The 24,763-nt window shown below is 66.7% G+C and carries 23 protein-coding genes; 7 read left to right on the forward strand and 16 right to left on the reverse strand.

The genetic code is table 11. The features are described 5' to 3' along the window. Window positions 1–165: 165 nt before the first annotated feature. From NYR55_RS08075 to NYR55_RS08100, 6 genes are all read right to left on the reverse strand, one after another. On the reverse strand, window positions 166–1,761 hold the full coding sequence (locus NYR55_RS08075) for a GMC family oxidoreductase N-terminal domain-containing protein (protein ID WP_260020703.1): 1,596 nt from the start codon (window positions 1,759–1,761) through the stop codon (window positions 166–168). Then, window positions 1,695–2,675, reverse strand: coding sequence for a sterol desaturase family protein (locus NYR55_RS08080; protein WP_260020704.1), 981 nt, complete (start codon window positions 2,673–2,675; stop codon window positions 1,695–1,697). The genes NYR55_RS08075 and NYR55_RS08080 overlap by 67 nt, the downstream gene beginning before the upstream one ends. A 31-nt stretch (window positions 2,676–2,706) precedes the next feature. Then, window positions 2,707–3,072 carry a hypothetical protein gene (locus tag NYR55_RS08085; RefSeq protein WP_260020705.1) on the reverse strand — a complete coding sequence of 122 codons (366 nt, stop codon included), beginning with the start codon at window positions 3,070–3,072 and terminating at the stop codon, window positions 2,707–2,709. Next, window positions 3,069–3,503, reverse strand: coding sequence for a TIGR01244 family sulfur transferase (locus tag NYR55_RS08090; RefSeq protein ID WP_260020706.1), 435 nt, complete (start codon window positions 3,501–3,503; stop codon window positions 3,069–3,071). The genes NYR55_RS08085 and NYR55_RS08090 overlap by 4 nt, the downstream gene beginning before the upstream one ends. A 12-nt stretch (window positions 3,504–3,515) precedes the next feature. Beyond that, on the reverse strand, window positions 3,516–5,294 hold the full coding sequence (gene recQ / locus NYR55_RS08095) for a DNA helicase RecQ (RefSeq protein WP_260020707.1): 1,779 nt from the start codon (window positions 5,292–5,294) through the stop codon (window positions 3,516–3,518). 61 nt (window positions 5,295–5,355) lie between these two features. Continuing rightward, window positions 5,356–5,901: a hypothetical protein gene (locus NYR55_RS08100; protein WP_260020708.1), complete on the reverse strand. Its 546-nt coding sequence runs from the start codon at window positions 5,899–5,901 to the stop codon at window positions 5,356–5,358. Between the two features lie 207 nt (window positions 5,902–6,108). On the opposite strand from NYR55_RS08100, the gene crtY reads away from it, so the two are divergent. From crtY to NYR55_RS08120, 4 genes are all read left to right on the forward strand, one after another. Beyond that, window positions 6,109–7,296, forward strand: coding sequence for a lycopene beta-cyclase CrtY (crtY, locus tag NYR55_RS08105; protein ID WP_260020709.1), 1,188 nt, complete (start codon window positions 6,109–6,111; stop codon window positions 7,294–7,296). 5 nt (window positions 7,297–7,301) lie between these two features. After that, window positions 7,302–8,780: a phytoene desaturase gene (locus tag NYR55_RS08110; RefSeq protein WP_260020710.1), complete on the forward strand. Its 1,479-nt coding sequence runs from the start codon at window positions 7,302–7,304 to the stop codon at window positions 8,778–8,780. Window positions 8,781–8,853: 73 nt separating this feature from the next. Further along, the gene (locus NYR55_RS08115) at window positions 8,854–9,435 is read left to right on the forward strand and encodes a TIGR00730 family Rossman fold protein (RefSeq protein ID WP_260021598.1); all 582 of its coding nucleotides are present in this window, start codon (window positions 8,854–8,856) and stop codon (window positions 9,433–9,435) included. Between the two features lie 14 nt (window positions 9,436–9,449). Beyond that, window positions 9,450–10,385, forward strand: a complete 936-nt coding sequence (locus NYR55_RS08120; RefSeq protein WP_260021600.1) for a phytoene/squalene synthase family protein — start codon at window positions 9,450–9,452, stop codon at window positions 10,383–10,385. A gap of 10 nt (window positions 10,386–10,395) precedes the next feature. Here NYR55_RS08120 and NYR55_RS08125 read toward each other — a convergent pair whose 3' ends face one another. Both NYR55_RS08125 and NYR55_RS08130 read right to left on the reverse strand, forming a co-directional pair. Beyond that, entirely contained in the window at window positions 10,396–10,782 is a 387-nt protein-coding gene (locus tag NYR55_RS08125) for a hypothetical protein (protein ID WP_260020711.1), read from the reverse strand. 61 nt (window positions 10,783–10,843) lie between these two features. After that, window positions 10,844–11,080: a hypothetical protein gene (locus NYR55_RS08130; protein WP_260020712.1), complete on the reverse strand. Its 237-nt coding sequence runs from the start codon at window positions 11,078–11,080 to the stop codon at window positions 10,844–10,846. Between the two features lie 97 nt (window positions 11,081–11,177). On the opposite strand from NYR55_RS08130, the gene NYR55_RS08135 reads away from it, so the two are divergent. Further along, window positions 11,178–12,992 carry an ABC transporter ATP-binding protein/permease gene (locus NYR55_RS08135; protein ID WP_260020713.1) on the forward strand — a complete coding sequence of 605 codons (1,815 nt, stop codon included), beginning with the start codon at window positions 11,178–11,180 and terminating at the stop codon, window positions 12,990–12,992. Window positions 12,993–13,041: 49 nt separating this feature from the next. On the opposite strand, the gene purH is transcribed toward NYR55_RS08135, so the two are convergent. The 5 genes from purH to htpX all read right to left on the reverse strand — a co-directional run bounded on the left by purH (window position 13,042) and on the right by htpX (window position 19,356). Beyond that, complete coding sequence (purH, locus tag NYR55_RS08140; RefSeq protein WP_260020714.1) at window positions 13,042–14,631, reverse strand: bifunctional phosphoribosylaminoimidazolecarboxamide formyltransferase/IMP cyclohydrolase; 1,590 nt, start codon at window positions 14,629–14,631, stop codon at window positions 13,042–13,044. A 44-nt stretch (window positions 14,632–14,675) separates the two neighbouring features. Beyond that, the gene (locus NYR55_RS08145) at window positions 14,676–16,409 is read right to left on the reverse strand and encodes a heparinase II/III family protein (RefSeq protein ID WP_260020715.1); all 1,734 of its coding nucleotides are present in this window, start codon (window positions 16,407–16,409) and stop codon (window positions 14,676–14,678) included. Next, window positions 16,406–17,068 carry a ribulose-phosphate 3-epimerase gene (rpe, locus tag NYR55_RS08150; RefSeq protein ID WP_260020716.1) on the reverse strand — a complete coding sequence of 221 codons (663 nt, stop codon included), beginning with the start codon at window positions 17,066–17,068 and terminating at the stop codon, window positions 16,406–16,408. The genes NYR55_RS08145 and rpe overlap by 4 nt, the downstream gene beginning before the upstream one ends. A 95-nt stretch (window positions 17,069–17,163) precedes the next feature. Beyond that, on the reverse strand, window positions 17,164–18,450 hold the full coding sequence (locus NYR55_RS08155; RefSeq protein WP_260020717.1) for an RsmB/NOP family class I SAM-dependent RNA methyltransferase: 1,287 nt from the start codon (window positions 18,448–18,450) through the stop codon (window positions 17,164–17,166). A gap of 6 nt (window positions 18,451–18,456) precedes the next feature. Continuing rightward, the gene (gene htpX / locus NYR55_RS08160) at window positions 18,457–19,356 is read right to left on the reverse strand and encodes a zinc metalloprotease HtpX (protein WP_260020718.1); all 900 of its coding nucleotides are present in this window, start codon (window positions 19,354–19,356) and stop codon (window positions 18,457–18,459) included. Window positions 19,357–19,426: 70 nt separating this feature from the next. Here htpX and NYR55_RS08165 point away from each other — a divergent pair, with 70 nt between their 5' ends. Next, window positions 19,427–19,588 carry a DUF1674 domain-containing protein gene (locus NYR55_RS08165; RefSeq protein WP_260020719.1) on the forward strand — a complete coding sequence of 54 codons (162 nt, stop codon included), beginning with the start codon at window positions 19,427–19,429 and terminating at the stop codon, window positions 19,586–19,588. Between the two features lie 24 nt (window positions 19,589–19,612). Here NYR55_RS08165 and NYR55_RS08170 read toward each other — a convergent pair whose 3' ends face one another. From NYR55_RS08170 to NYR55_RS14985, 3 genes are all read right to left on the reverse strand, one after another. Then, window positions 19,613–20,308 (reverse strand): hypothetical protein, encoded by a 696-nt coding sequence (locus NYR55_RS08170; protein WP_260020720.1) that lies wholly within the window; start codon window positions 20,306–20,308, stop codon window positions 19,613–19,615. After that, window positions 20,305–21,504, reverse strand: coding sequence for a toxic anion resistance protein (locus tag NYR55_RS08175; protein ID WP_260020721.1), 1,200 nt, complete (start codon window positions 21,502–21,504; stop codon window positions 20,305–20,307). The genes NYR55_RS08170 and NYR55_RS08175 overlap by 4 nt, the downstream gene beginning before the upstream one ends. Before the next feature lie 83 nt (window positions 21,505–21,587). Continuing rightward, window positions 21,588–22,754, reverse strand: coding sequence for a DUF418 domain-containing protein (locus tag NYR55_RS14985; protein ID WP_260020722.1), 1,167 nt, complete (start codon window positions 22,752–22,754; stop codon window positions 21,588–21,590). Window positions 22,755–22,882: 128 nt separating this feature from the next. Here NYR55_RS14985 and typA point away from each other — a divergent pair, with 128 nt between their 5' ends. Continuing rightward, window positions 22,883–24,703 carry a translational GTPase TypA gene (gene typA / locus NYR55_RS08185; protein ID WP_260020723.1) on the forward strand — a complete coding sequence of 607 codons (1,821 nt, stop codon included), beginning with the start codon at window positions 22,883–22,885 and terminating at the stop codon, window positions 24,701–24,703. Window positions 24,704–24,763: the final 60 nt, after the last annotated feature.

Genomic DNA, 24,763 nt, shown 5'->3' on the forward strand with positions numbered 1-24,763 from the left:
TACGGAAGCGGCACCGGCCCGCTCTTCCACCCGGCCACCCATGAGATACTGCCGCTGGGTAGCCGGGTGCAGGAGCGGGCCGGTGCCGCCTAAGCGCCGGGTCTAGGCACGGATTGCGGCGCGGGCAAGGCGCAATCGACGTTTGCGCGACGGGGCGCGGGGGCCTTAACGGGCGCGGCGCAGATGGTCCGCGACAAAGGATGCGCACCGCTCGCCGATCATCACGCTGGGCGCATTGGTGTTGCCCCCGATCAGCGTCGGCATGATCGACGCATCGGCAATCCACAGCCCGTCCATGCCGCGCACCGCGAGGCCAGGATCGCAGACCGCGTCGGCATCCGATCCCATGCGCGCGGTGCCGACAGGATGATAGATGGTATCGGCCCGCGCCCGGATCATCGCGGCCAGCGCCGCGCCATCCTCAAGGTCCACCGGATGGCGATCCACACCGCCCCAGGCGCGCACCTCCGGCGCATCCAGCATCCGGTACATGGTGCGGACCCCGGCGATCAGGCGATCGAGATCGCGCCCGTCGGACAGAAAGGCCGGGTCGATCAGCGGCGGGGTGGCCGGATCGCCCGATTGCAGCCGCACCGTCCCCCGGCTTTCGGGGCGCAGGACACAGGCATGACAGCTGAACCCATGGCCCGGCACTGCGGTCCGGCCATGATCCTCGACGATCGCGATCAGGAAATGCAGCTGGATATCCGGCGCGGGCAACGCCGGATCCGTGCGGAAAAACGCCCCCGCCTCGGCATAGGGGGTCGTCATAGGGCCGGTGCGGGCGACGAACCAGCGGGCCATGTCGCGCAGCCCCTTGACCGACCCGATCAGCGACCGCCCCAGAAACCCGGTGCCGGGGGTGGAAAAACAGGCGGTGTAATCAAGATGGTCCTGCAGATTGCCGCCAACCTGCGCGCGGTCGATCAGCACGGGGATGCCGTGCCCGGCCAGATGGTCCGCCGGCCCGATGCCGGACAGCATCAGCAGCTGCGGCGTACCGAACACGCCCCCGGCCAGCACGACGCCGCGTCGCGCACGGACCGTGTGCACCCGCCCACCCTGCCGATAGCGGACGCCGACGGCGCGTCCGTCCTGAAACAGGATGCGTTCGGCCAGCGTCTCCGTCTGCACCGAGACGCTGGCCCGGCCCCGAGCGGGATCGAGATAGGCGCGCGCCGCGCTCCAGCGTTCGCCGCCATGCTGCGTCACCTGATACAGCCCGGCGCCATCCTGTCGCGCGCCGTTGAAATCATCGTTGCGGGGGATCTGCATCCGTTCGGCGGCGCGGATAAAGCCTTCGCACGCCGGATGGGCATGGCTTTGGTCGCTGACCCGCAGCGGGCCGTCGGCCCCGTGCCAGGCATCGGCGCCGCGGGCATTGCCCTCTGCCCGGCGAAACCAGGGGAGCACATCGTCCCAGCCCCAGCCGGTACAGCCAAGCGAGGCCCAATGGTCATAATCCCAGGGATGACCCCGGACATAGAGCATGGCGTTGATCGCGCTGGACCCGCCCAGCCCCCGCCCCCGCGGCTGATAGCCGCACCGGCCATCCAGCCCCGGCTGAGGCACGGTTTCGAACCGCCAGTTCACCGTCCGCTTCTGAAACGGCATCATGCCGGGCATCCGCGTGCGCCAGCCATCGGCACGGCCGCCCGCCTCCAGCAGACAGACGGTCAGCGCCGGATCCTCGCTCAGGCGGCCTGTGGCGGCACAGCCCCCGGATCCGCCCCCGACGACGACGATATCGGCTTCGTCCATGGGCGATCCCTTTCTGTTGCATCGGGCCCGACTTGCGCGGCCAGCCAGCGGGCACGGATTTGTCCGCTTGTCTCGCGAGTGGCGTCATGCGTCCAGCCGGGTTCGCGCGCGATATAGCGCCAGCGGTCGGCCCAGCCGGGCGCGCGGATCAGATCGCGGGCAATGGCGATCCATTCGTGAAACGCCGCCCACAAAATGTCGAACCGCCCCAGATCGTGGACGATGCCATAGCGCGGGCGATCGTCATCGCGTTCGGGCGTGAACGTGCCGAACATCCGGTCCCACACGATGAACACGCCGGCATAGTTGGTGTCGAGATAGCGGGGATTGGTCGCATGATGCACGCGGTGATGCGATGGCGTGTTCATCACCGCTTCGAACCAGCGCGGCATCCGCTCGATCATCTCCGTATGAATCCAGAACTGATAGATCAGGTTCAGCCCGGCGCAGAAGAACACCATGGCGGGGGGAAAACCGATCAGGAACAGCGGCAGCCGGAACAGGAACGCCAGGCTGAAAAAACCGGTCCAGCTCTGACGCAGCGCGGTCGACAGATTGTAATGCTGGCTGCTGTGATGGATCACATGGCTGGCCCAGAACCAGCGGACGCGGTGGGCGCTGCGGTGAAAGGCATAATAGGCAAGGTCGTCCAGCACGAACGCCGCGACAAACCAGTACCACTGCCAGCCAATGTCAAACATCCGGAACTGATGCACCCAGACCGCGATGGCGAACACCGTGCCCGCCGCCAGGGCGGATGCGACCGTGCTGCCCAGCCCGAGCATCAGCGAGGTCAGCGTATCGCGCGGGCAATATCGCCCCCGGTCCCGCATCCGGGCGACCAGCATTTCGGCCAGCACCAGCAGGACGAACCCAGGGATCGCAAGCGTGACGGGATCAGGCAGCCTCTCCATGACCCCATCAGCCTAATCGCTCCAGCGAAACTTACAAGTATGTCAGTAAGGCCGGATCGCGGGGCAGCGACATGGTGCCGATCCGGGGATCGCCAGTGTCCAGACGGATGGCGTCCGGTTCCCCCGTCATCACCAGCGGCAGCGCAAGCGGCACGACAATCACGCCCATGCCATGCTGGCGGATGGCTACCGCCGTCCCCTGCCCCAGCACCAGCGCGGTGCGCCCGGCATCCCCGACGAACGCCCGGTCGCCGGTGAATCCGATCACGCGTTCAGCGGCGATCCGGCACGCCTGATCCCCGGTCAGCGGTTGGGCGATGCCAAGGCCGAGCAGCCGGGCAACCCCGGCCAGCGCCAGGATGGCGACCAGCGACCCGGCCAGGACCGCCCAGCTCATCCCTGATGCGACAGCTGATCCAGCAGCGGGCGGATGGCGGACAGGTCATAGCCCGCGCCTGCGCCTGCATCGATGATCGCATCGGCATCGCCTCCGCCGCGCGCTTCGGCCAGTGCCCACAGGTTGCAGCTGCGCGTGCCCGACCGGCAATAGGCGAGCACCGGGCCGTCGGCCGCCGCCAGCGCGCCGGCCATCGCCTCCACCTGCGGCAGGGAAAATCCGGCATGCGTGACCGGAATGGCGGTATAGGCCATGCCCGCCGCCTCTGCCGCCGCCCGGATGGCGTCTCCGGCGGGCTGGCCGGTTTCCTCGTCATCGGGGCGGTTATTCACGATGGCGACAAATCCCGCCTGTTTCAGGGCAGCGATATCGGCGGCGTCGATCTGCGGCGCCACGCTGATCCGGTCATTGATGCGGCGGATGGTCGGCATGGACAGTCTCCCTTAATCCCGGTGGTCCTTTATGACCTTCAGGAACGCATCGCCATAGGCATCCAGCTTGCGCGCGCCGATGCCCGGGATTTCCGCCATCGCCGCCCGGTTGCCCGGCCGGATCAGCGCCAAGTCGCGCAGCACGGCGTCGTGAAAGATGACATAGGGCGGCAGGCCGGTTTCCTGGGCGATCTCGCGGCGAAGGGCGCGCAATGCCTCGAACAGCGGATTGCCGATGGGGTTCGCGCCGCCGCCGGACCCGCCGCCGCGCCGCGACCGCCGTTCGGCCTTTGGCGGGACGATCAGGCGCAGGTCCGATTCCCCCTTCAGCAGCGGCCGGGCCGCCGGGCCGAGCATCAGGCCGCCATGCTCGGTCGGGCGCAGCGCGTCGCGGACCAGCAGGGCGCGCTGCACCGGTTTCATCAGCGCCGCGTCGGTCGCATCGGCAATGCCCCAGACGGACAGCCGTTCATGCCCGTTCATCAGGCTACGCTCGGTCGATTTGCCGGTCAGCACGCTTTCGATATAGCCCGCGCCGAAACTCTGGCCGGTGCGATAGACGGCGGACAGATATTTCTGCGCCGCCACCGTTGCGTCGATCGCCTGGGGCGGATCGATGCAGTTGTCGCAATTTCCACAGGGGCTGGCCAGCGTTTCGCCAAAATGGGCAAGCAGCAGCTGACGCCGGCATCCTGCGGTTTCCACCAGCGCGCCAAGCGCCCCCAGCCGTGCCCGCTCGCCCGCATGGCGACCCTGATCCATCTCGCCGATCCGCTGGCGCGCACGGGCGAAATCGTCCGCGCCCCAGAACAGATGCGCCGTTGCCGGATCGCCGTCACGACCGGCGCGGCCGGTTTCCTGATAATAGCCCTCGATCGATTTGGGCAGCGCGGCATGGGCGACAAAGCGGACATCGGGTTTGTCGATGCCCATGCCGAACGCGACGGTGGCACAGATGACCATGTCCTCGCTGGCGACGAACGCGGCCTGAATGGCGGCGCGCACCGACGGGTCCAGCCCGGCATGATAGGCACGGGTCGGCCGCCCCGACGCCGCCAGACTGTCCGCCAGCCGTTCGGCAGCGGCGCGGGTGGGGGCATAGACGATGCCGGGGCCGGGATTATCCTCGATCACCCGCAGGATCTGACGCGTCCCCTGATCGCGCGGGGCAATGCTGTAGCGGATGTTGGGCCGGTCGAACCCGGCAACGATCATCCCGTCGGCGGGGATCCCGAGCTGTTCCAGGATATCGGCACGGGTATGCGCATCGGCCGTCGCCGTCAGCGCAAGGCGCGGGACGGACGGAAAGGCATCCAGCAGCGGCCGGAGCAGCCGGTAATCCGGGCGGAAATCATGGCCCCATTCGCTGACGCAATGCGCCTCGTCGATCGCGAACAGGGCGATGCGGCCCTGCCCCAGCAGATCGCGAAAGGATTGGGACGATGCCCGTTCCGGTGCGGCGTACAGCAGGTCCAGCTCGCCCGCCCGGAACCGGGCGATGGTTTCGGCGCGGTTGTCATCCACGCTGGTCAGCGTCGCAGCGCGGATGCCCACCGCCTCTGCCGCGCGCAACTGATCGTGCATCAGGGCGATCAGCGGCGAAATCACCAGCGCGGTGCCGTCGAGCATCACCGATGGCAGCTGATAGGTCAGCGATTTGCCGGCTCCCGTCGGCATCACGGCCAGCGTCCGGCGCCCGGACAGCACCCGGTCGATCACATCGCGCTGGACGCCGCGAAAGGCGGGATAGCCGAACAGCGATTGCAGGACGGCAATGGGATCGGCGGGCATCGCCTGCCCTTAGGCCGCAGGCACCCCCACGGCAACCGGCACCAGGATCAACCGATCGGGATCAGTTGGTCAGCCCGCGCGCGATCGGCATGTTCCAGCCATTCCACTGGCACAGCCGGCCCATCGCTTCGTTCTTGCGCCGTTCGGCGGCAGGGTCGCGCCGGGCATCGGGCATGACCAGCGAGGCGCGCAGCAGCCATTGCGTGCGCAGCGCCGTCACGCGTTCCGGCAGGCAGAAGATCGGGCCGTATCCGGCAACCTGCCCCTGATCGAACAACTGTTCCAGCGTGGCCTGAACCTCGACGGCGCTGACCGCCATTTCACCGCCCGCATTGATGCGTGCCGCCAGCGTTGCCGCATCGGCACCGCCAGGCAGATCGGCCAGCAGGTCAAACAGGTCGAGCGCGATGCGGGCCGAGAGAATATCGTCCAGCGCCGCGGCGACCGGGCGGACCGGCGGCGTCATCGGCCAGGTCGCGGTAACACTGGTGGCAGGATAGAGGTCGGCGATGCTTTCGGTCGGCTGACGACCGAGAAACAGCCGCTTTACCATGGACAGAAACCCCTGTCCGTGCACGGCATCAGCCTTTGCGACCCGCATCCGCATTGCGACCACCTCTCCTGTTTCACATTTATTACCCTATTGTAGATTTTCGACAAATAGAAATTGGTAAATGTGCGTAATCGATAAAACTGTTCTGCGGCTGTCCAGAAAAACGCGGCCATGACGTCATTCTTTATTTTGTGCATTGCAGCACAGCGCGACAGGCTGCGCGCCCTTCCCCTGTGTCGGGCGATCGGCTAGGCCATCGATATGGCGAACATCATCCGGTGCGATCTGGCCGTCGTCGGCGGCGGCCTTGCGGGTTCGCTGATCGCGCTGGCGTTGCATCGCGCACGGCCGGACCTGGAATTACGGCTGATCGAGGCCGGGCCACGGCTTGGCGGCAATCACCTCTGGTCGTTCTTTACCGGCGACATCGATGCTGCCGACCGGTGGATGGTCGATCCGCTGATCGTCCATCATTGGCAACAGCACGCGGTCCGCTTTCCCGCCCACCGCCGCATGATCGGTCAGGGATATCACAGCATCGAATCGGCGCGGCTGGACCGGATCGTGCAGGAACGGTTGCCCGCGTACCGGATCCTGACGGGCACACCGGTGGCAGAAGTCGCGCCAACCCATGTCGAACTGGCCAATGGTGACCGGATCGAGGCGGGCGGCGTGATCGATTGCCGCGGACCGGGCGATACCGGCCTGCTCGACCTCGGCTGGCAGAAGTTCATCGGACAGGAACTGGAGCTGGCCGCCCCGCACGATCAGCCCGATCCGGTCATCATGGACGCCACGGTGCCGCAGATCGACGGATACCGCTTTGTCTATTGCCTGCCCTTTTCGCCCACCACGATGTTTGTCGAGGACACCTATTACAGCGACACGCCCGATCTTGACCTGACACCGCTCGACCACCGGCCGGGGGCGAATGGCGACCCGCTGATGCCGCGCATCGCCGATTATGCGGCGGCGCAGGGGTGGCAGGTGGAGCGCGTTGCACGGACCGAGATGGGCGCGCTGCCCGTGGCGATGGACGGCGATTTCGATGGCTATTGGCGTTCCGGCGGCATCGGCGTGGCAAAGGGCGGGATGCGCGCCGGGCTGTTCCATCCGCTGACCGGTTATTCCCTGCCCGACAGCGTCCGGCTGGCGGCGCTGCTGGCGCGCACGGGCGACCTGTCCGGCGCTGGGCTGCACGACCTGACCCTGAATTACGCCCGGTCCGTGTGGAAATCGCGCGGATTTTACCGAATGCTGACCAAGATGCTGTTCCGAGCCGCCGATCCCGGCGACCGATACCGCGTCATGGAACGCTTCTACCGGCTGAATCCGGTATTGATTGGCCGCTTCTATGCGGGCCAATCGACATTGTTCGACAAGGCTCGCATCTTGACCGGCAAGCCGCCGGTGCCCATCGGCCGGGCCATTGCCGCCATCAGGGAGTGAATGAAGTGAAAACCGCAGTGGTGATCGGATCGGGCTTTGGCGGACTGGCGCTGGCGATCCGCCTGCAATCGGCCGGCGTCGACACCACCATCCTGGAGGCGCGGGACAAGCCGGGTGGCCGCGCCTATCACTGGGTGAAGGACGGCTTCACCTTTGACGCCGGGCCGACGGTCATCACCGCGCCCGAGGCGCTGGAGGAGCTGTGGTCGCTGTCGGGCAACCGGATGGCCGACGATGTCGAGCTGGTTCCGGTCAGCCCCTTCTATCGCCTCAACTGGCCGGACGGCACCAATTTCGATTACACCAATGACGACACCGTGCTGCGCGCGGAAATCGCCAAGCTCGATCCGGGCGATATCGCGGGATACGCCCGGTTCCTCGAATATTCGAAGGGCGTTTACGAAGAGGGGTATGTCAAGCTGGGCGATGTCGCCTTTCTCGACTTTGCCTCGATGGTCAAGGCCGCGCCCGCGCTTATGAAATATCAGGCGTGGCGTTCCGTCTATTCGATGGTGTCGAGCTTTGTTAAGAACGAGAAGCTGCGCCAGGCGCTGTCGTTCCACACGCTGCTGGTCGGCGGCGATCCGATGAAGACCAGCGCCATCTATGCGCTCATCCACAAGCTGGAGCGCGACGGCGGGGTATGGTTTGCCAAGGGCGGGACCAACCGTCTGGTGGCAGGCATGGTTGCGCTGTTCGAGCGGCTGGGCGGCAAGCTGCGCCTGTCCGATCCCGTCGCATCCATCGACACGCTGGGCGACCGGGTGACCGGCGTGACGACCGAAAGCGGCTTTCACGTCGATTGCGACGCGGTGGCGAGCAATGCCGACCTGATGCACAGCTACAAGGACCTGCTGTCCGGATCGCGTTCGGCACGGCGGACGGCGGGATCGCTGGAAAAGAAGCGGTTTTCGCCCAGCCTGTTCGTGGTGCATTTCGGACTGAAAGGGACCTGGCCCGGCATCCCGCACCACATGATCCTGTTCGGCCCGCGCTATAAGGGCCTGCTGGCCGACATTTACGACCATGGCGTGCTGGCCGAGGATTTCAGCCTGTATCTGCACCATCCGACGGTCACCGATCCCGCAATGGCGCCAGAGGGTCATTCGACCTTCTACGCCCTGTGCCCCGTGCCGCATCAGGGCAAGTTCCCGGCAAACTGGGACGAGGTCGGCCCCATTCTGGAAAAGCGGATCCTGGACGAGGTGGGCCGTCGCCTGATCCCGGACATTCACGAGCGGATCGTCACCAAGTTCAGCTATATGCCCAGCGACTTCGTTCAGGACCTGAACGCCCATCTGGGCAGCGCGTTCAGCCTGGAGCCGCTGTTGACGCAGAGCGCATATTTCCGGGCGCACAACCGCGACGATCATATCCCGAACCTGTATTTCGTAGGCGCGGGCACGCATCCGGGCGCGGGCATCCCCGGCGTCGTCGGCAGCGCAAAGGCGACGGCGCGGCTGATGCTGGGCACGGGCGACTGATCCGGCGGGCCGGGACCCGCGTGTCCCGGCCCTAGCCAGCCCCGGCATTCCCGCCTATCGGGGCGGCATGACGATGAAGCGACTGGCCGTTTATTGCGGGTCCGCCAGCCCCGCCGACCCCGTATATCTGCAATGCGCCCGCGATGTCGGGCGCAGATTGGCGGAACGTGGCATTGGCCTCGTCTATGGCGGCGGCAAGCTGGGCCTGATGGGTGCGGTGGCCGACAGCGCGCTGGCAGCGGGCGGCGAGGTGATCGGCGTGATCCCCGATGCACTGGTCAATGCCGAGGTGGCGCACAAGGGGCTGACCGAACTGCACGTCGTGCGCACCATGCACGAACGAAAGGCGCTGTTCACCGATCTGGTCGACGGGTTCGTCACCATTCCCGGCGGCACCGGCACGATGGACGAATTGTGGGAGGCGCTGAGCTGGGCCCAGCTTGGCTATCACAGCGATCCCGTCGGCCTGTTGAACGTCGCGGGCTATTATGACGGGCTGATCGAATTCTGGCACAAGATGGGCGATGTCGGGTTCGTCCGGCCGCAGCATCAGGGCCTGTTGATCGTCGATACCGAACTGGACGGCTTGCTGGACCGGATGGCGGCATGGCAGGGTGCGACGCCGATCATCCAGATGCGCCGCGAGGACCTGTGACCCTGTCCCACCCGATGCCCGCCCGCGCTGCGATCGTTGCGACCGCCGGCGAGATCATCGGACAGGGATCGAAAAGCTTTGCCGCGGCCAGCACGCTGTTCGACCGGCGCACACGGGAGCGAGCCTGGCTGCTCTATGCCTGGTGCCGGGCGTGCGACGATCTGGCCGACGGGCAGGAACTGGGCCATGGCATGAAGGTGGTGGACGATGCCGCCGACCGGCTGGCGCTGATCACCCGGCGCACCGAACAGGCGCTGGCCGGCGAAGTGGTGGGCGATCCGGCATTCGATGCGCTGCGCATCGTGGCGGGCGAAACCGCGATGCCGCACCGCTTTGCCCGCGATCTGATTGCCGGATTCGCGCTGGATGCAGAGGAATGGCGCCCGCGCACCACCGACGACCTGATGCAATATTGCTATCATGTGGCCGGGGTCGTCGGCTGCATGATGGCGGTCATCATGGGCGTGCGGCCCGATGATCACGCGACCCTCGATCGCGCCTGCGACCTGGGCCTGGCGTTTCAGCTGGCCAATATCGCGCGGGATATCGAGGAGGATGACCGTGCGGCGCGCTGTTACCTGCCGGTCGAATGGCTGGTCGAAATGGACATCCCGCCCGGTCAGCACATGAAGCCCCCTTTTCGCCCGCGCCTGACCGTGCTGGCCCGGCGGCTTGCGACGATGGCGGAAAGTTACGAGGCCAGCGCCCGCGGCGGCACGCCTGCGCTGTCCTTTCGCTCGGCCTGGGCCGTGCTGGCAGCGGCCGGCATCTATGGCGACATTGCGCGGCAGGTCGCGGCACGGGGGGATCACGCCTGGGATCACCGGGTGACGACCAGCGGGCTTCAGAAACTGGGCTGGATCGCGCGGTCTGCGGGTCAGGCGGCCCGGCGCGAGGCGCTGTATGCCGGCACGCCGCGCCCGGCCCAGCTATGGACCCGCCCGCGCTAGGGCCGCGCCCTCAACGGCTCAGGCGCAGGGCAAGCAGCGCGCCGATCAGCGGCGACAGGAACGAGGCGACGATCATCCACACGGGATGCGGGATCGCCATGATGTTGAGCACATTGCCGATCCACGCACTGCCCAGTACCCACCAGGCGATGGCCCGCCACTGGCCGATACGGATCCCGACCCAGCCGCCCAGCAGGGCGCCGGCGAAATAGGCCAGCACCACGAACAGCTTTGCACCCAGCGGGATCGCGGTGACCGCTGCGGCGACCGCCGCCGGGTCGGTCATGTCGATCGGCACCGCCGGTGGAAACATTGCATTGCCGATCAGCTGAACGATCGTCGTGCCCACGCCGAACAATATGATGCCGACAATGACCCCCAGGATTCGCCTGACCATCCCCTGTCCCCCCCTTGAACCGCCGCCATTCTAGCAGGAAGGGCGCACGACCGGGAGTCGATCAGCCCATGACGGGCATTTTGCCGATGGCGCGGCTGGCGTCGCGGATGCTCATCGCCTCGCACCGCACTTCGATGGTCGGATAGGGAATGTCGCCGGACCGGGCGAGCACCGGCTCCAGCTGCGCCTGACACGACGCTGCCGTCTGATACCCTGTCGGGGCAATCCGCTGGCGCTGGCACTGGCTGCCGTCATCGGCACAGCCCAGGATCGCCATGACGTAGATCAGCTGGTCCATCGTCCCGTCCTCCTGCCGCATCAATGCAGCGAAGCGGCAAACGGTTCCGCCGGGCCGTTGCATCCTTGCGGCGGCTGTCCCACATGGGCGCTTGACCATGCCACCCGTATCCGAATCCTCCAGCGCCGATCGGCCGCTCTGGCCGACCATCCGCCGGTTTCTGCCCTATCTGTGGCCGGCCGATGCGCCGGGACTGAAGCTGCGCATCGTCGGGGCGATGGCGTTCGTCCTGCTGTCCAAGCTGGTTCAGGTCTATGGCGCCCCCTTTGCGCTGAAGGGCGCGGTGGACCGGATGGCGATCGACGACCGGTCGGCGGTCACGCTCGTCGTGCTGCTGGTCATCGGCTATGCCGCCGCGCGGCTTGGCGGCGTGTTCTTCGACAATCTGCGCAACGTCGTGTTCGAGCGCGTGGGACAGGAAGCGACGCGGCGGCTGGCCGCCGTCACCTTTCGGCATCTGCATCGCCTGTCGCTGCGCTTTCATCTGGAACGCCGGACCGGCGCGATCACCAAGGTGGTGGAGCGCGGGACCAAGAGCATCGATACCATGCTCTATTTCCTGTTGTTCAACATTGCGCCGACCATCCTGGAACTGGCGCTGGTGCTGCAGATCTTTGGGTCGCGCTTTGGCGGCTGGCTGGTCGCCGGGACGCTGGCGATGGTGGTCGGCTATATCGCCTTTACCCGCTGGGTCACCGACTGGCGGGCCAAGCTGCGCGAGCAGATGAACGATCTGGACACCGGGGCGGTCGCCCATGCGGTCGATTCGCTGCTCAATTTCGAAACGGTGAAGTATTTCAACGCCGAACAGCGCGAAGGCGACCGGTACGAACGCGCGATGACCGCCTATGCCAATGCGGCGGTCCGATCGGAAAACTCGCTGGCATGGCTGAACATCGGGCAGGCGCTGATCACCAATGCCATGCTGGCATTCGGCATGGCGCTGGTCGCCTATGGCTGGGCGCGGGGGGAATTCACGTCCGGCGACGTGGTGCTGGTGTCGACCCTCTTGTCACAGCTGTTCCGGCCGCTCGACATGCTGGGCTGGGTCTATCGCACCATTCGTCAGGGGGTGATCGACATGGCCGCGATGTTCGACCTGATCGATCAGCCGGCAGAGGTCGTGGACGTGCCGGGCGCAAAGCCGCTGACGGTGACGGGCGGCCATGTCCGGTTCGAAGGGGTGCGGTTCGGATATGACCCCGACCGCACGATCCTGAAGGGGATCGACCTGGACGTTCCGCCCGGATCGACGCTGGCGGTGGTGGGGCCGTCGGGCGCGGGCAAATCGACGCTGGCCCGCATCCTGTACCGGTTTTACGACCTGACCGGCGGACGGGTGACGATCGACGGGCAGGATATCGGACAGGTGACGCAGGCATCGCTGCGCGCCGCCATCGGCATCGTCCCGCAGGATACGGTGCTGTTCAACGACACCATCGGATACAATATCGGCTATGGCCGCGACGGCGCCAGCCAGGCGGAGATCGAGGCGGCGGCGCGCGGCGCGGCGATCGGCGCGTTCATCGACAGTCTGCCCGATGGCTATGCCACGCGGGTCGGCGAGCGCGGCCTGAAACTGTCGGGCGGCGAGAAGCAGCGGGTCGCGATTGCGCGGACGCTGCTGAAAAACCCGCCGATCCTGATCCTGGACGAGGCGACGAGCGCGCTCGACACGCGAACCGAGCATGAAATCCAGTCGACGCTGGAATCGATCGAGCGCGGGCGCACCACGATCATCATCGCGCACCGCCTGTCCACCATTGTCGGCGCGGACCAGATTGTCGTGCTGGATCAGGGCATGGTCGCCGAACGCGGCACCCATGCCGAACTGCTGGCGAAGGGCGGGCTATACGCCGAAATGTGGGCGCGCCAGGCGCAGGAACAGGAAGCCGCGCTGGCCGAGGCCTAATCCCCGCGGGTGCGCCGGCGAACCGGGTGCACCCTTGGCCAACGTCCGATCAGTGGCGGAAGTGGCGCATTCCGGTGAACAGCATGGCCAGCCCCGCTTCGTCCGCCGCGGCGATCACATCGTCATCGCGGATCGACCCGCCCGGCTGAATGACACAGGTCGCGCCCGCTTCCACCGCCGCCATCAGCCCGTCGGCAAAGGGGAAGAACGCATCGCTGGCCACCGCCGAACCGATGGTGCGCGGCTCATCCCACCCAGCCTTTTCCGCCGCGTCCTTTGCCTTCCACGCCGCGATCCGCGCGCTTTCCAGCCGGTTCATCTGACCGGCGCCCACCCCGGCGGTCGCTCCGTCGCGGGCATAGACGATGGCGTTGGACTTCACATGCTTGGCCACCGTCCAGGCGAATTTGGCATCGGCCAGTTCGCGCTCGGTCGGCGCGCGCTTCGTCACCTGACGCAGTTCGACATCGGCCAGCACGCCATTGTCGCGGGACTGGACCAGCAGGCCGCCGGCAATCGTCTTGACCATCAGGCCGGGGCGGCGCGGATCGGCCAGATCGCCGACCAGCAACAGGCGCAGATTCTTCTTGGCGGCGAAAATCGCCCGCGCCTCGTCCGACGCGCCGGGCGCCACGACGACTTCGGTGAAAATCTCGGTGATCGCGCGCGCCGTTTCCGCGTCCAGCGGCCGGTTGAGCGCGATGATCCCGCCAAAGGCCGATACGCTGTCGCACTGGAACGCCGCGCGATAGGCATCGGCCAGCGTGTCCGCGCTGGCCACGCCGCACGGATTGGCATGCTTGACGATCACCGCAGTGGGCGGACCGTCGCGAAACTCGGTCAACAGCTCAAGCGCCGCATCGGCATCGTTATAATTGTTGTAGCTCAGTTCCTTGCCCTGCACCTGTTCGGCCTGGGCAATGCCGGACGCCGCAGGACCGTTCGGCAGGTAGAGCGCCGCCGACTGATGCGGATTTTCGCCATAGCGCAGCGTTTCGCCCAGCCGGAACGCCAGCGGCAGCGTGGCGGGAAACCGCTCGCCCTGATCGGCAAAGGCGAACCATTGCGCGATCGCGCTGTCATAGGCTGCGGTCGCGGCATAGGCCTTTGCCGCCAGCCGGCGGCGGGTGGCGAGCGAGGTTGCCCCGGCATTGTCCGCCAGTTCCCCGATCAGCGCCGGATAATCGGCCGGATCGGTGACGATGGCGACGCTGGCGTGGTTCTTGGCCGCCGATCGCACCATGCTTGGCCCGCCAATGTCGATATTCTCGATTATCTCGTCCCGGTCGGCGCCCTTGGCCACGGTCGCGGCAAAGGGATAGAGGTTGACGACGACGATATCGATCGCGCCGATGCCATGCGCCTGCATCGAGGCCACATGATCGGCATTGTCGCGCACCGCCAACAGGCCGCCATGAACGATCGGGTGCAGCGTCTTGACCCGCCCGTCCATCATTTCGGGAAAGCCGGTCAGGTCGCTGATGTCGCGGACGGCAAGGCCCGCATCGCGCAGCGCCTTTGCCGTGCCGCCGGTCGACACGAGTTCGACGCCGTGCCCGGCAAGGGCGGTGGCGAGTTCGACGATGCCTGTCTTGTCGGAAACCGACAACAGGGCGCGGCGCAGCGGGACCATATCCATGCCCGGCGCCTTTTCAGGATCACGGGGCGAAGGGCAAGGGCAAATCAGCGGCTGCGGTGCAGAACCCAGGTAACGGACGTGCCGCCGGGCGGCGTTTCGCCGGAAAGGACCAGCTGACGCGTGGCGTGCGGGCGGCCGCGCGGGTCGATCCACACGCTGTCCTCGACATTCATCGCCGCACCCCGCGCCCGGAATTGCCAGAGCGCCCCGCCCGGCACGCGCAGGAACGCGCCCTGTCCGTCGGCGGTGGGTGCCACCTCGATCCCCGGCGCCAGATGAAACCGCACGGCAAAGGGGGTGTCGCCCCGCCGCTTGCGCCCGCGCGGCAACAGCATGTCTTCGCCGCGCAGATCGCGTCCCTCGGCCGACAGGATCAGCTGGCGGCGATGGACAAAGCCAAAGCGGCGGACATAGCCGTCATGGCTTGCCTCGATCCGCGACGATCCGTCGCCTTCCTGCCGGGTCAGCTCGATCTCCCCCACCCCGCGGCCCAGCGTGCCGTCGGCATGGATGGCGGTGGAATTGCTGTCGGCGATGACCAGCGTGGAGTGGGCAGCGGTCGTCCGCAGCCCCTCGCCCAGCATGTCGGCAACCGAATGGTGGCATCCGCGCGCGCCGCCGCAATTGACGATGATCCGGTTCGGCCCGTCCGACAGCTCGAACGCCAGCGTCGATGCGCAGCCCCCCTCCACCACCCGGGCGACGGGTGGCGGCGCTGCGTCCAGGATCAGGGCAGCGGTGCCGGCCGTGATGCTGTGATAGCCCCAGTCGCGCGGCTGGCGCAGCGGCCGGGTGCGCACGCCCGTTGCGGCGACGATCTGATCCAGCGCATCGGCATCCATCGGGGCCGATCCCTGCCAGCTGCCGGTGCTGCCATCGCCATGGCGCAGGCCGATCAGCGCAGCGACCATCCGCACCAGCGCCTGTTCCAGCCAGCCCGGCGCATCCAGCCGGCGTGCGGCATAGGTGGCGCGCAGCATGGTCAGCAGCATGATCGCCTCTGCCTGGGCATCGGGCGACCGGGAAACCACGCCGCCATCGCCGAACAGCGATGCGCCAAGCGCGCGTTCCAGCCCCGCCTCTGCCCCCGCCCGGCGCCCATCGCCGCCGGGGATCATCAGCAGCGATGCGACCATGCCCGACCATCCGGCAATGCGCGGCAGGCCGGCCGGCGCCTTGTCCACCACCCGTTCCAGATGCCGCGATCCGCGCGCCAGCGTGTTCAGCACCCTGGACCGGTAGATGAGGTCGCTGCTCGACAGGATCAGCGGCGCGTGCGCGACCCAGAACAGGATCCGGCGACCCCATTGATCCGCCCGCCATGCCGGATCGCCGACCCGTTCGGCATGAGCATCCAGCCATTGGCGCATGATCGATTCGGCGATCGGCGCGGCGGTGACGCGCGGCGCGACGGTGGACAGATCGCGCAGCCAGGCGAAACTGTGCACATATTCGGCAAAGGGACGCGAAAAACCCGGCCGGTCCAGCGACAGCCCGGCGATGTTCAGCGTTTCGCCGCGATAGCTGAGCATCCCCTGCAGCATCGCATTGCCGCGCGCCGCATCGCCCATGAACGGATCATCGGCCACCGCCAGCAGCTTCAGCGGATAGCGGCCGCGCAGCGCCAACCGGTGGATCGGCGTGCGCCATGCCAGCCGCTGAAACCGGTCGGTCAGCCGTTCGGCCAGCGACAGGCCGCGATCGCCGCCAAGGCGGACAAGCCGCTTGCCCTCATCAATCCCGTCTCCGGGCGGCGACGGCGGCGTCTGAATGTTCATTCGCCCCTGAGCGCCCGGATATTGTCGGCATAGGCACCGGGACCGCCGGTAAAGGTGGCCGTGCCCGCCACCAGCGCATCCGCCCCGGCCGCGATGGCGCGCGGCGCGGTCTGCCGGTCGATGCCGCCATCCACCTCCAGGTCGATGGCCCGGCCCGACGCATCGATCATCGCGCGCAGATCGGCGATCTTGTCCAGCTGGCTTTCGATGAACTTCTGCCCGCCAAATCCGGGATTGACGCTCATCACCAGCACCAGATCGATCAGGTCGGTGACATGGGCAATGGCGGACAGCGGCGTTGCGGGATTGAGCACCACGCCGGCCCGCTTGCCCAGGCCACGGATCGTCTGCAGCGTGCGGTGCAGATGCGGGCCGCTTTCCGGGTGGACCGAAATGCAGTCCGCGCCGGCATCGGCAAAGGCCTGAAGGAACGGATCGACCGGCGCGATCATCAGATGCACGTCGAACGGCTTGGCGGAATGGGGGCGCAGCGCCTTGATGACCGCCGGGCCGATGGTCAGGTTCGGCACGAAATGGCCGTCCATCACATCGACATGGATCCAGTCCGCGCCGGCGGCGTCGATGGCGCGCACTTCCTCGCCCAGGCGGGAAAAATCGGCGGACAGGATGGATGGCGCGATGCGGACAGGGCGGGTCATGCGGCTCTTTTTCGTTACGGCGACGTCGGGTGGGTCCGCTTTCTTGCGAAGCAACCCCCTATCTCTACCACCGCGAATCGGTGTCGCAAGGCGCGTCAGCCAGTTCGCATCATTCGCGCCATGAAAAAACCGTCCATGCCGCCCGCATCGGCCAGCATCCCCGGCAGCACGCGCAGCCAGCCGCGCGGATGGGCCGGGCCGACGCCTTCGGGCAACTCGCTGGGCAGCACGGGATCCAGCGCGAAATCGCCCCGCGCGGCCAGGAACCGTTCGATCTGCGACTCGCCCTCCTCCGGCTCCAGCGAACAGGTGGCATAAACGATCAGGCCGCCGGGCCGCACCCAGTCGGCAGCCCGGTCCAGCAGCCGCGCCTGCATCTCGGCCAGTTCGGCGACGATGCGCGGCCGGACCCGGTACAGGACATCGGGATGGCGGCGGAAAATGCCGCTGGCGCTGCATGGCGCATCCAGCAGCACGATGTCCGCCGGTGCATCGGGCGCCCATTGCTCAAGATCGGCGGTAACCACGCTGGCGCCAAGGCCCGTGCGCGCCAGATTTTCGGAAAGTCGCGCCAGACGACTTTCCGACGAATCCACGGCCGTCACCGTCCATCCCGCCGCCGCCAGCTGCAGCGTCTTGCCGCCGGGTGCCGCGCACAGGTCCAGTGCCGTGCCGCTGCCCCCGCCCAGCAGCCGGGCGGGCAGCGATGCGGCGATATCCTGCACCCACCATTCGCCCTCGGCAAAGCCGTCCATTGCGGGCACCGATCCGCCGGGCGGCACGCGGACATGGCCGGGCAGCAGGCTGTGCCCGCCCAGCGATGCGGCCAGCCGATCGGTCGCGGCGGGATCGGCCAGGCTCAGGTCCGTCGGCGGCTGAACCGCCAGCGCGCGGGCGGCGGCATGGACGGCCGCATCGCCCCATGCCTTTCGCCAGCGGCGGGCGACCGCATCGGGCAGGGTCGGCTTGGGCGGCAGCGTGACCCCGCCCCGCATCAAGGCACCGAACACGCCATGGACCAGCTTGCGCGGCCCGCCATCGACCAGCGGCAGCACGGTCGAAATCGCCGCATGCGGTGGCGTATTCAGCCCCAGCGCCTGGGCCAGCGCCAGCCGCAGCACGAATCGCGCCTTGGCGTCATCGGGCAGCTTTTTCGCGGTCGCCCCGTCGATCAGCGCGTCCAGATCGGGCAACCAGCGCAGCACCGTGGCGGCCAGCGCATGGGCGAGCGCGCGGTCCTCCCGCCGGTCCAGCCCCGCCGCCGCGCTATCCAGTGCAGACTCCAGGGGCAGGCCGCGGCGAAGCACGGCATCCAGCAGCTTCAGGCTGGCACGGCGGGCGGCGACACCGGGCGGATCGCTGGCAAGAACGGGGCGGGCCAAGCGGGATCAGCCGCGCCGCAGGGGGTCGAGCGCGCTGGCGCGTGGCCCGGTTGCCCGACGGATGGCCGGACGATCGCCCATCTCCAGCGCCATTTCCTCCAGCGCCGCGATCCGGTTGCCGGTATCGGGGTGGGTGGAAAACAGGTTGTCGCCGCGCGACAGGCCGGGGACGATGTACAGCTGCGACGTTGCCGGGATGCGCTGCGCAACGCTGTTGGGGATCATTGCCGCCCCCCGCGCCAGCTTGGCCAGCGCACTGGCCAGCGCACGCGGGTTGCCCGAAATTTCCGCGCCGGCCCGGTCCGCGCCATATTCGCGCGTCCGGCTAATCGCCATCTGCACGATCATCGCGGCAAAGGGCGCGACCAGCACCGCCAGCAACCCGGCAATCCCGGCCGACCGGTCATCCCCCGAACGAAAGAACAGCCCGAAATTGGCCAGCATCGAAATGGCCCCGGCAATCGTCGCGACCATCGTCATGATCAGTGTGTCACGGTTCTTCACATGGCCAAGCTCATGCGCCATCACCGCCGCGACCTCATCCCGGTCCAGGATGCGCAGCAACCCGGTCGTCGCGGCGACGGCCGCGTTTTCGGGATTGCGCCCGGTGGCAAAGGCGTTGGGCTGCGCCTCCTCCACCACATAGACGCGCGGCATGGGCAGGCCGGCACGCTGCGCCAGGTCGCGGACGATGCCGTAAAATTCCGGCGAACTGGCAGCATCCACCTCACGCGCATTGTGCATCCTGAGGACGATCTTGTCGGCGTTCCAATAGGTGAACAGGTTCATGCCCACCGCCACCAGCAGCGCGATGATCATGCCGCCCCGGCCGCCCAGCGTCAGGCCGAGCGCCATGAACAGCGCCGTCATCGCGGCCAGCAGCATCGCCGTCTTCATTCCGTTCACTTGAACACACTCCTTCGCCCCCTAATTTGGGAGCGAACCTGCGATTTCGCAATCATCCGGAGCCACTGCCATGGGCCAGCGCCCCGCCCACATCAAGCCGCCCGCCTATCTGTCCAAGTCGCCGCCGGTCCCGCAACCAAAGGCGGTGGAGCCGGATCAGAAGGACCCGGACGGTCAGAGCCCGACGCGGTACGGCGACTGGGAGCTGAAGGGCATCGCCATCGATTTCTGATGCCCGGCCGCGACCGGCCATGGTTCAGCCCTGGCCGTCGCCCTGATAGCGGATCTGCAGATAGCGTTCGCGCGTCGCCAGTTGATTGAGCGCCCCTTCGGCAAGCTGGGCGTTCATCTCCGCAATCTCCTGATCGATCCGGGCAAGGCCGTCGACCAGCTGCTGGTCCGGCGTGCGGCCGTGCCGTTCCACCTTGCGCAGCGTCGGCGGCACCTGTTCATAGCCGCGGATCAGTTCCGGCAACTGCTCGCCGATCAGCTTGCGGACCTCGAACCCGGCGGGATCGCCCTCGCCCACCTTGGCCAGCTGCGGACCCAGCGCGTCCAGCTGAACGCCGATCCGGTCCACCAGATTGAGCGCAGGCGCAGGGAGCAGCGGCCGCTGCCGCTCCAGCCACGCCTCTGTCTGCTGCGGCAATGCCTTTAACGGCACTTCGGCCAGCCGTTCGGACGTTGGCGCTGGAACCAGCGGAAAGATCGCAAAGAACAGCGTGACCGCGATCAGCAGCCCCATCACCAGCAACGCGCCGCCCATACCGAGCGGGATGAACCAGCCGATTGCCAGCGCGGCCACGATGATCGCGATGTCCGCCACCGCGATCCGGCCAAGGCGGCGCAGGATCTCCGCCTCCCGCCGCTGGCGTCCGCGCGCGCGATACCGGTCGCGCGTGCGATCCAGAACGGCGCTTGCCCGCTCGATCTCGCGGTCGACGTCGGTCACAGCGACTCGAGCTTGTAAAGGTCCGCCCCGCCCTGTCCGGCATTGGCGGCCTGACCCTCGGCACGGGCGATATAGCCCTTGGACTTTTCCACCTCGTTCGACAGCGTCGTGACCGTGGTCTTCATGCTGTCCAGCGCCTTCAGCTTGAACGTGTCGATGGCGTCCATCGTATCATAGATGTTCTGGAACGCGCGTTGCAGCGTTTCCAGCGGGATCGTGCTGGACGCCGCCTGTTCATGGATGCGCGCCGTGTTCGATTTCAGCATTTCGCCGGTCGAATCGATCAGGCCCGCCGTGGTGGTGTTCAGCGCCGTGATCTGATCCAGCACCAGTTTCTGGTTGGTCAGCGCCTGGGCCACCGTCACTGCCGTGCGCAGTGCGGACACGGTGGTCGTGCTGGCCCGGTCCACGCCCTTGACCAGTTCGACATTGTTCTTCTTGACCAGATCGAGCGCCAGATAGCCCTGCACCGTCACCGCCATCTGGGTCAGCAGGTCCTGCGTCCGCTGGCGGACATAGAACAGCGCGGTTTCGCGAATCGCCCTGGCCTTGGCCGGGTCGGTCGCGTCCAGATCGTTGGCGCGGTCCTCCAGCCGGGCGTCCATCGCCTTGCTGATATGGATCATCTGTTCCAGCCGGCCCATCGCCGCCCACAGATTCTGCCGCTCCACATCGATGGCGGCATTATCCATCAACAGCTCGTCCTTGCCGCTGGCCAGCGACTTCAGGATGCCGTTGATATGGCTTTGCGAGGATTTGTACTGGTCGAAATAATTGTTGATCTTGTCGCCGAAGATCCGGTCCAGAAAACCGCGCTTGTTGAAGAACTTGCCGTTGGCGCCGGGGTCCAGCCGCTCAACCGTGCGGCGCAGTTCAATAAGGTCGGCACCGATGCCGCTGTCTTTGTCCATCGCCTTGACCGGGCGATCGAGGAAGCGATTGGACTGGCCCGCCGCCTCGCGGATTTCCTTTTGCCCCATTGCGGTGATCGCATCGACGCGCTTGCCGAATTCGGGCGAATTGACGTCCTGCGCCACCAGATCGTCGACGAACTGGTCCACCCGCGCTTCAAGCTCGGTCCGCTTGGCCTCGTCCACGGGCACCAGCCCCGCCGCCTTGGTCGCCGCCACAACCGGCACCGGATCGGGCGGCGTCAGCTGAAGATCGGCGGTTGCAGTCGCGGTTTCGGTGGCCATTCATCCCTCCATGCCAGAAACCCAAGCATGACGGGGTTCGGCACATCCTTCAACTGTATGATATGGGCAATACACCCGATCGATCAAGTCCGGGCGATCGGCACGCGTTCCATCCGCGTCGCCATCCGCCACAGCCATTCGAGCGGACCGTAGCGAAAGCGGGCCAGCCACCAGCGCGCGATCAGGATTTGCACCGAAAAGGCCAGCAGGCCGACGAGCAGCCATAGCCCGTGCGATCCGGCATCGAACAGGCGCAGGCCAAATCCGTAGAAGAGCGGCACGAACAGCAAAGACTGGCCGATATAGAAGCTCAGCGTCATACGCCCGGGTGCAGCCAACGGCCTCAGCAAAGCGCCGATCGGCGACCGCCAAAGGGCGATGAACAACATGGCCTGCACCAGCATCCATGCCGTTGCCTGCCAGCTGGCCAGTGCCCAGTTCCAATGATCGCGGTGCATGGGCTGCCCCCCGGCGTCGGCAGCAGGCGGCAGCAGGGCGTTGGAAAGGAAATAGAGCGGCGTCGCCACGGCAAATGCCGCGATCAGGATGGCCCGGCGCTCGCGGACAAACCGCTCCGGTGCGGCAAGCAGTCCGCTGCGCGCCATGGCCATGCCGAACAGGAACAGGCCCGCAATCTGCAACAACCGACCGGTGTCCAGATAGAAGGACCATTTGCCCGCCATGCCCGGCCCGGCATTGACCGCAACCAAGTCGATAAGGCTGCCATTGGCCAGGATCGAAAGTCCCGTATCCCCGGTGAACACCGGTGGCTGCTGCGCCCAGCCAGTCCCCGCGCCTGCGGCAAGCGCGCGTGCAATCAGGAGCGGATTGGCAATGCAGACGAGACCCAGGGCGATCAACCAGCGGGGTCGCCGGATCGCCCGGGCCGGGATCAGGAGCAGGCCCATCACGGCCAGCACCTGAAGAATGTCGCCCCGATACCAAAGCGCATGAAGCGTGCCGATCGCAAACAGCAGCACCAGCCGCCACGCAAAGCGTCCTGCCCCTTTCTGTCCACGGCGTTCGGCATTGGCCATGATCGTGGCGAAGCTGAACCCGAAGCAAAGGGCGAACAGGGCGAAACTCTTGCCGGCAAAGATGAAGAACACCCAGTCCAGCACGGCGTCCGGCCGGGGATCGAGCCAGTAAAGCTCGAACCGTTCCATCAGGTGGACAAGGAACAAGCCAAACAGCGCATAACCCCGCAACCCGTCGACCAGATCGACGCGCGATCCATTCGCCTGCGCCACTTTGCATCCCCCCATCGTGTCGTTGCGGCATCGATAGCGGGTGAATGCGAACGGGTCATCCGCCTTTGCCCTTTCGCATCTGCGGCAACTCGGCTATGCGCGCGCCAACTTGTTTCCGGGAAAATTGAATGAATCTGCGCAACATCGCCATCATCGCGCACGTCGATCATGGCAAGACGACCCTTGTGGACCAGCTTTTCCGCCAGTCCGGCACCTTTCGTGACAACCAGCGCGTCGAAGAACGCGCGATGGATTCCAACGACCTGGAAAAGGAACGCGGGATCACCATTCTGGCCAAGCCGACCAGCGTGGAATGGAACGGCACGCGCATCAATATCGTCGACACGCCTGGCCACGCCGATTTCGGCGGCGAGGTGGAGCGCATCCTGAGCATGGTCGACGGCGTCATCCTGCTGGTCGATTCATCCGAAGGCGCGATGCCGCAGACCAAGTTCGTGACTGGCAAGGCGCTGAAGCTGGGCCTCAGGCCCATCGTCGTCGTGAACAAGATCGACCGCAGCGATGCGCGCGTTCAGGAAGTGCTGGACGAGGTGTTCGACCTGTTCGTCACGCTGGAAGCGACCGATGAACAGCTGGATTTCCCCGTGCTCTATGCCTCGGGCCGCAACGGCTATGCCAGCGATGATCCCGAAGCGCGCGAAGGCACGCTGACCCCGCTGTTCGAAAAGATCGTCGCCCATGTGCCGCCGCCCAGCGTCGATCCGGATGCCGAGTTCAAGTTCCTGGTCACCCTGCTCGACCGCGACAATTTCCTTGGCCGCATCCTGACCGGCCGCGTGGAAAGCGGCACCGTCCGCCTGAACCAGCCGATCCATGCGCTCGACAGCGACGGCAAGGTGATCGAGGCAGGCCGCGCGTCCAAGATCATGGCCTTCCGCGGCCTGGACCGCGTGCCGGTGGAGGAGGCGCAGGCAGGCGACATCATCTCGCTGGCCGGTCTGGCCGTGGCGACCGTGTCCAACACCATCTGCGACACCAGCGTCACCGTGCCGCTGCAGGCACAGCCGATCGATCCGCCCACCCTGTCGATGCGCTTTGCCGTCAACGACAGCCCGTTTGCGGGCCGCGAGGGCAGCAAGGTGACCAGCCGCATGATCCGCGACCGCCTGTTCCGCGAGGCGGAATCGAACGTGGCGGTCAAGGTGACCGAAAGCGCCGACCGCGACAGCTATGAAGTGGCCGGCCGCGGCGAACTTCAGTTGGGCGTCCTGATCGAAACGATGCGCCGCGAAGGGTTCGAACTGGGCATCAGCCGCCCGCGCGTGCTGTTCCGCGATGGCGAACATGGCCGCGAGGAACCGTATGAAACCGTCGTCATCGACGTGGACGAGGAATTTTCGGGCACGGTCGTCGACAAGATGAACCAGCGCAAGGCCGAGATGACCGACATGCGGCCGTCCGGCGGCGGCAAGACGCGCATCACGTTCAGCGCCCCGTCGCGCGGCCTGATCGGCTATCACGGCGAATTCCTGTCCGACACGCGCGGCACGGGCATCATGAACCGGCTGTTCGAAAAGTACGGCCCCCACAAGGGCGTGATCGAGGGCCGCAAGAACGGCGTCCTGATCTCCAACGGTTCGGGCGAGGCACAGGGCTATGCGCTGGCGTCGCTTGAGGATCGCGGCATCCTGTTCGTCGGGCATGGCGAGGCGCTGTACGAAGGCATGATCATCGGCGAGAACGCCAAGACGGATGACCTGGAGGTCAATCCGATGAAGGCGAAGCAGCTCACCAACTTCCGCGCATCGGGGGGCAAGGACGACGCGATCCGCCTGACCCCGCCCAAGAAGATGACGCTGGAACAGGCCATCGCCTATATCGACGATGACGAAATGGTCGAGGTGACGCCCAAGACGATCCGGCTGCGCAAGGCGATTCTCGACCCGCATGAGCGCAAGAAGGCAAGCCGCAAGAAAGACGCTGCCTGACCCTGAACAGGCCCGCGCCGGCCGGATCGATACCGTTCGGTCCACCGCGCGGGCTGGTCA

Source organism: Sphingomonas sp. BGYR3 (genome assembly GCF_025153455.1).
GTDB lineage: Bacteria > Pseudomonadota > Alphaproteobacteria > Sphingomonadales > Sphingomonadaceae > Sphingomonas.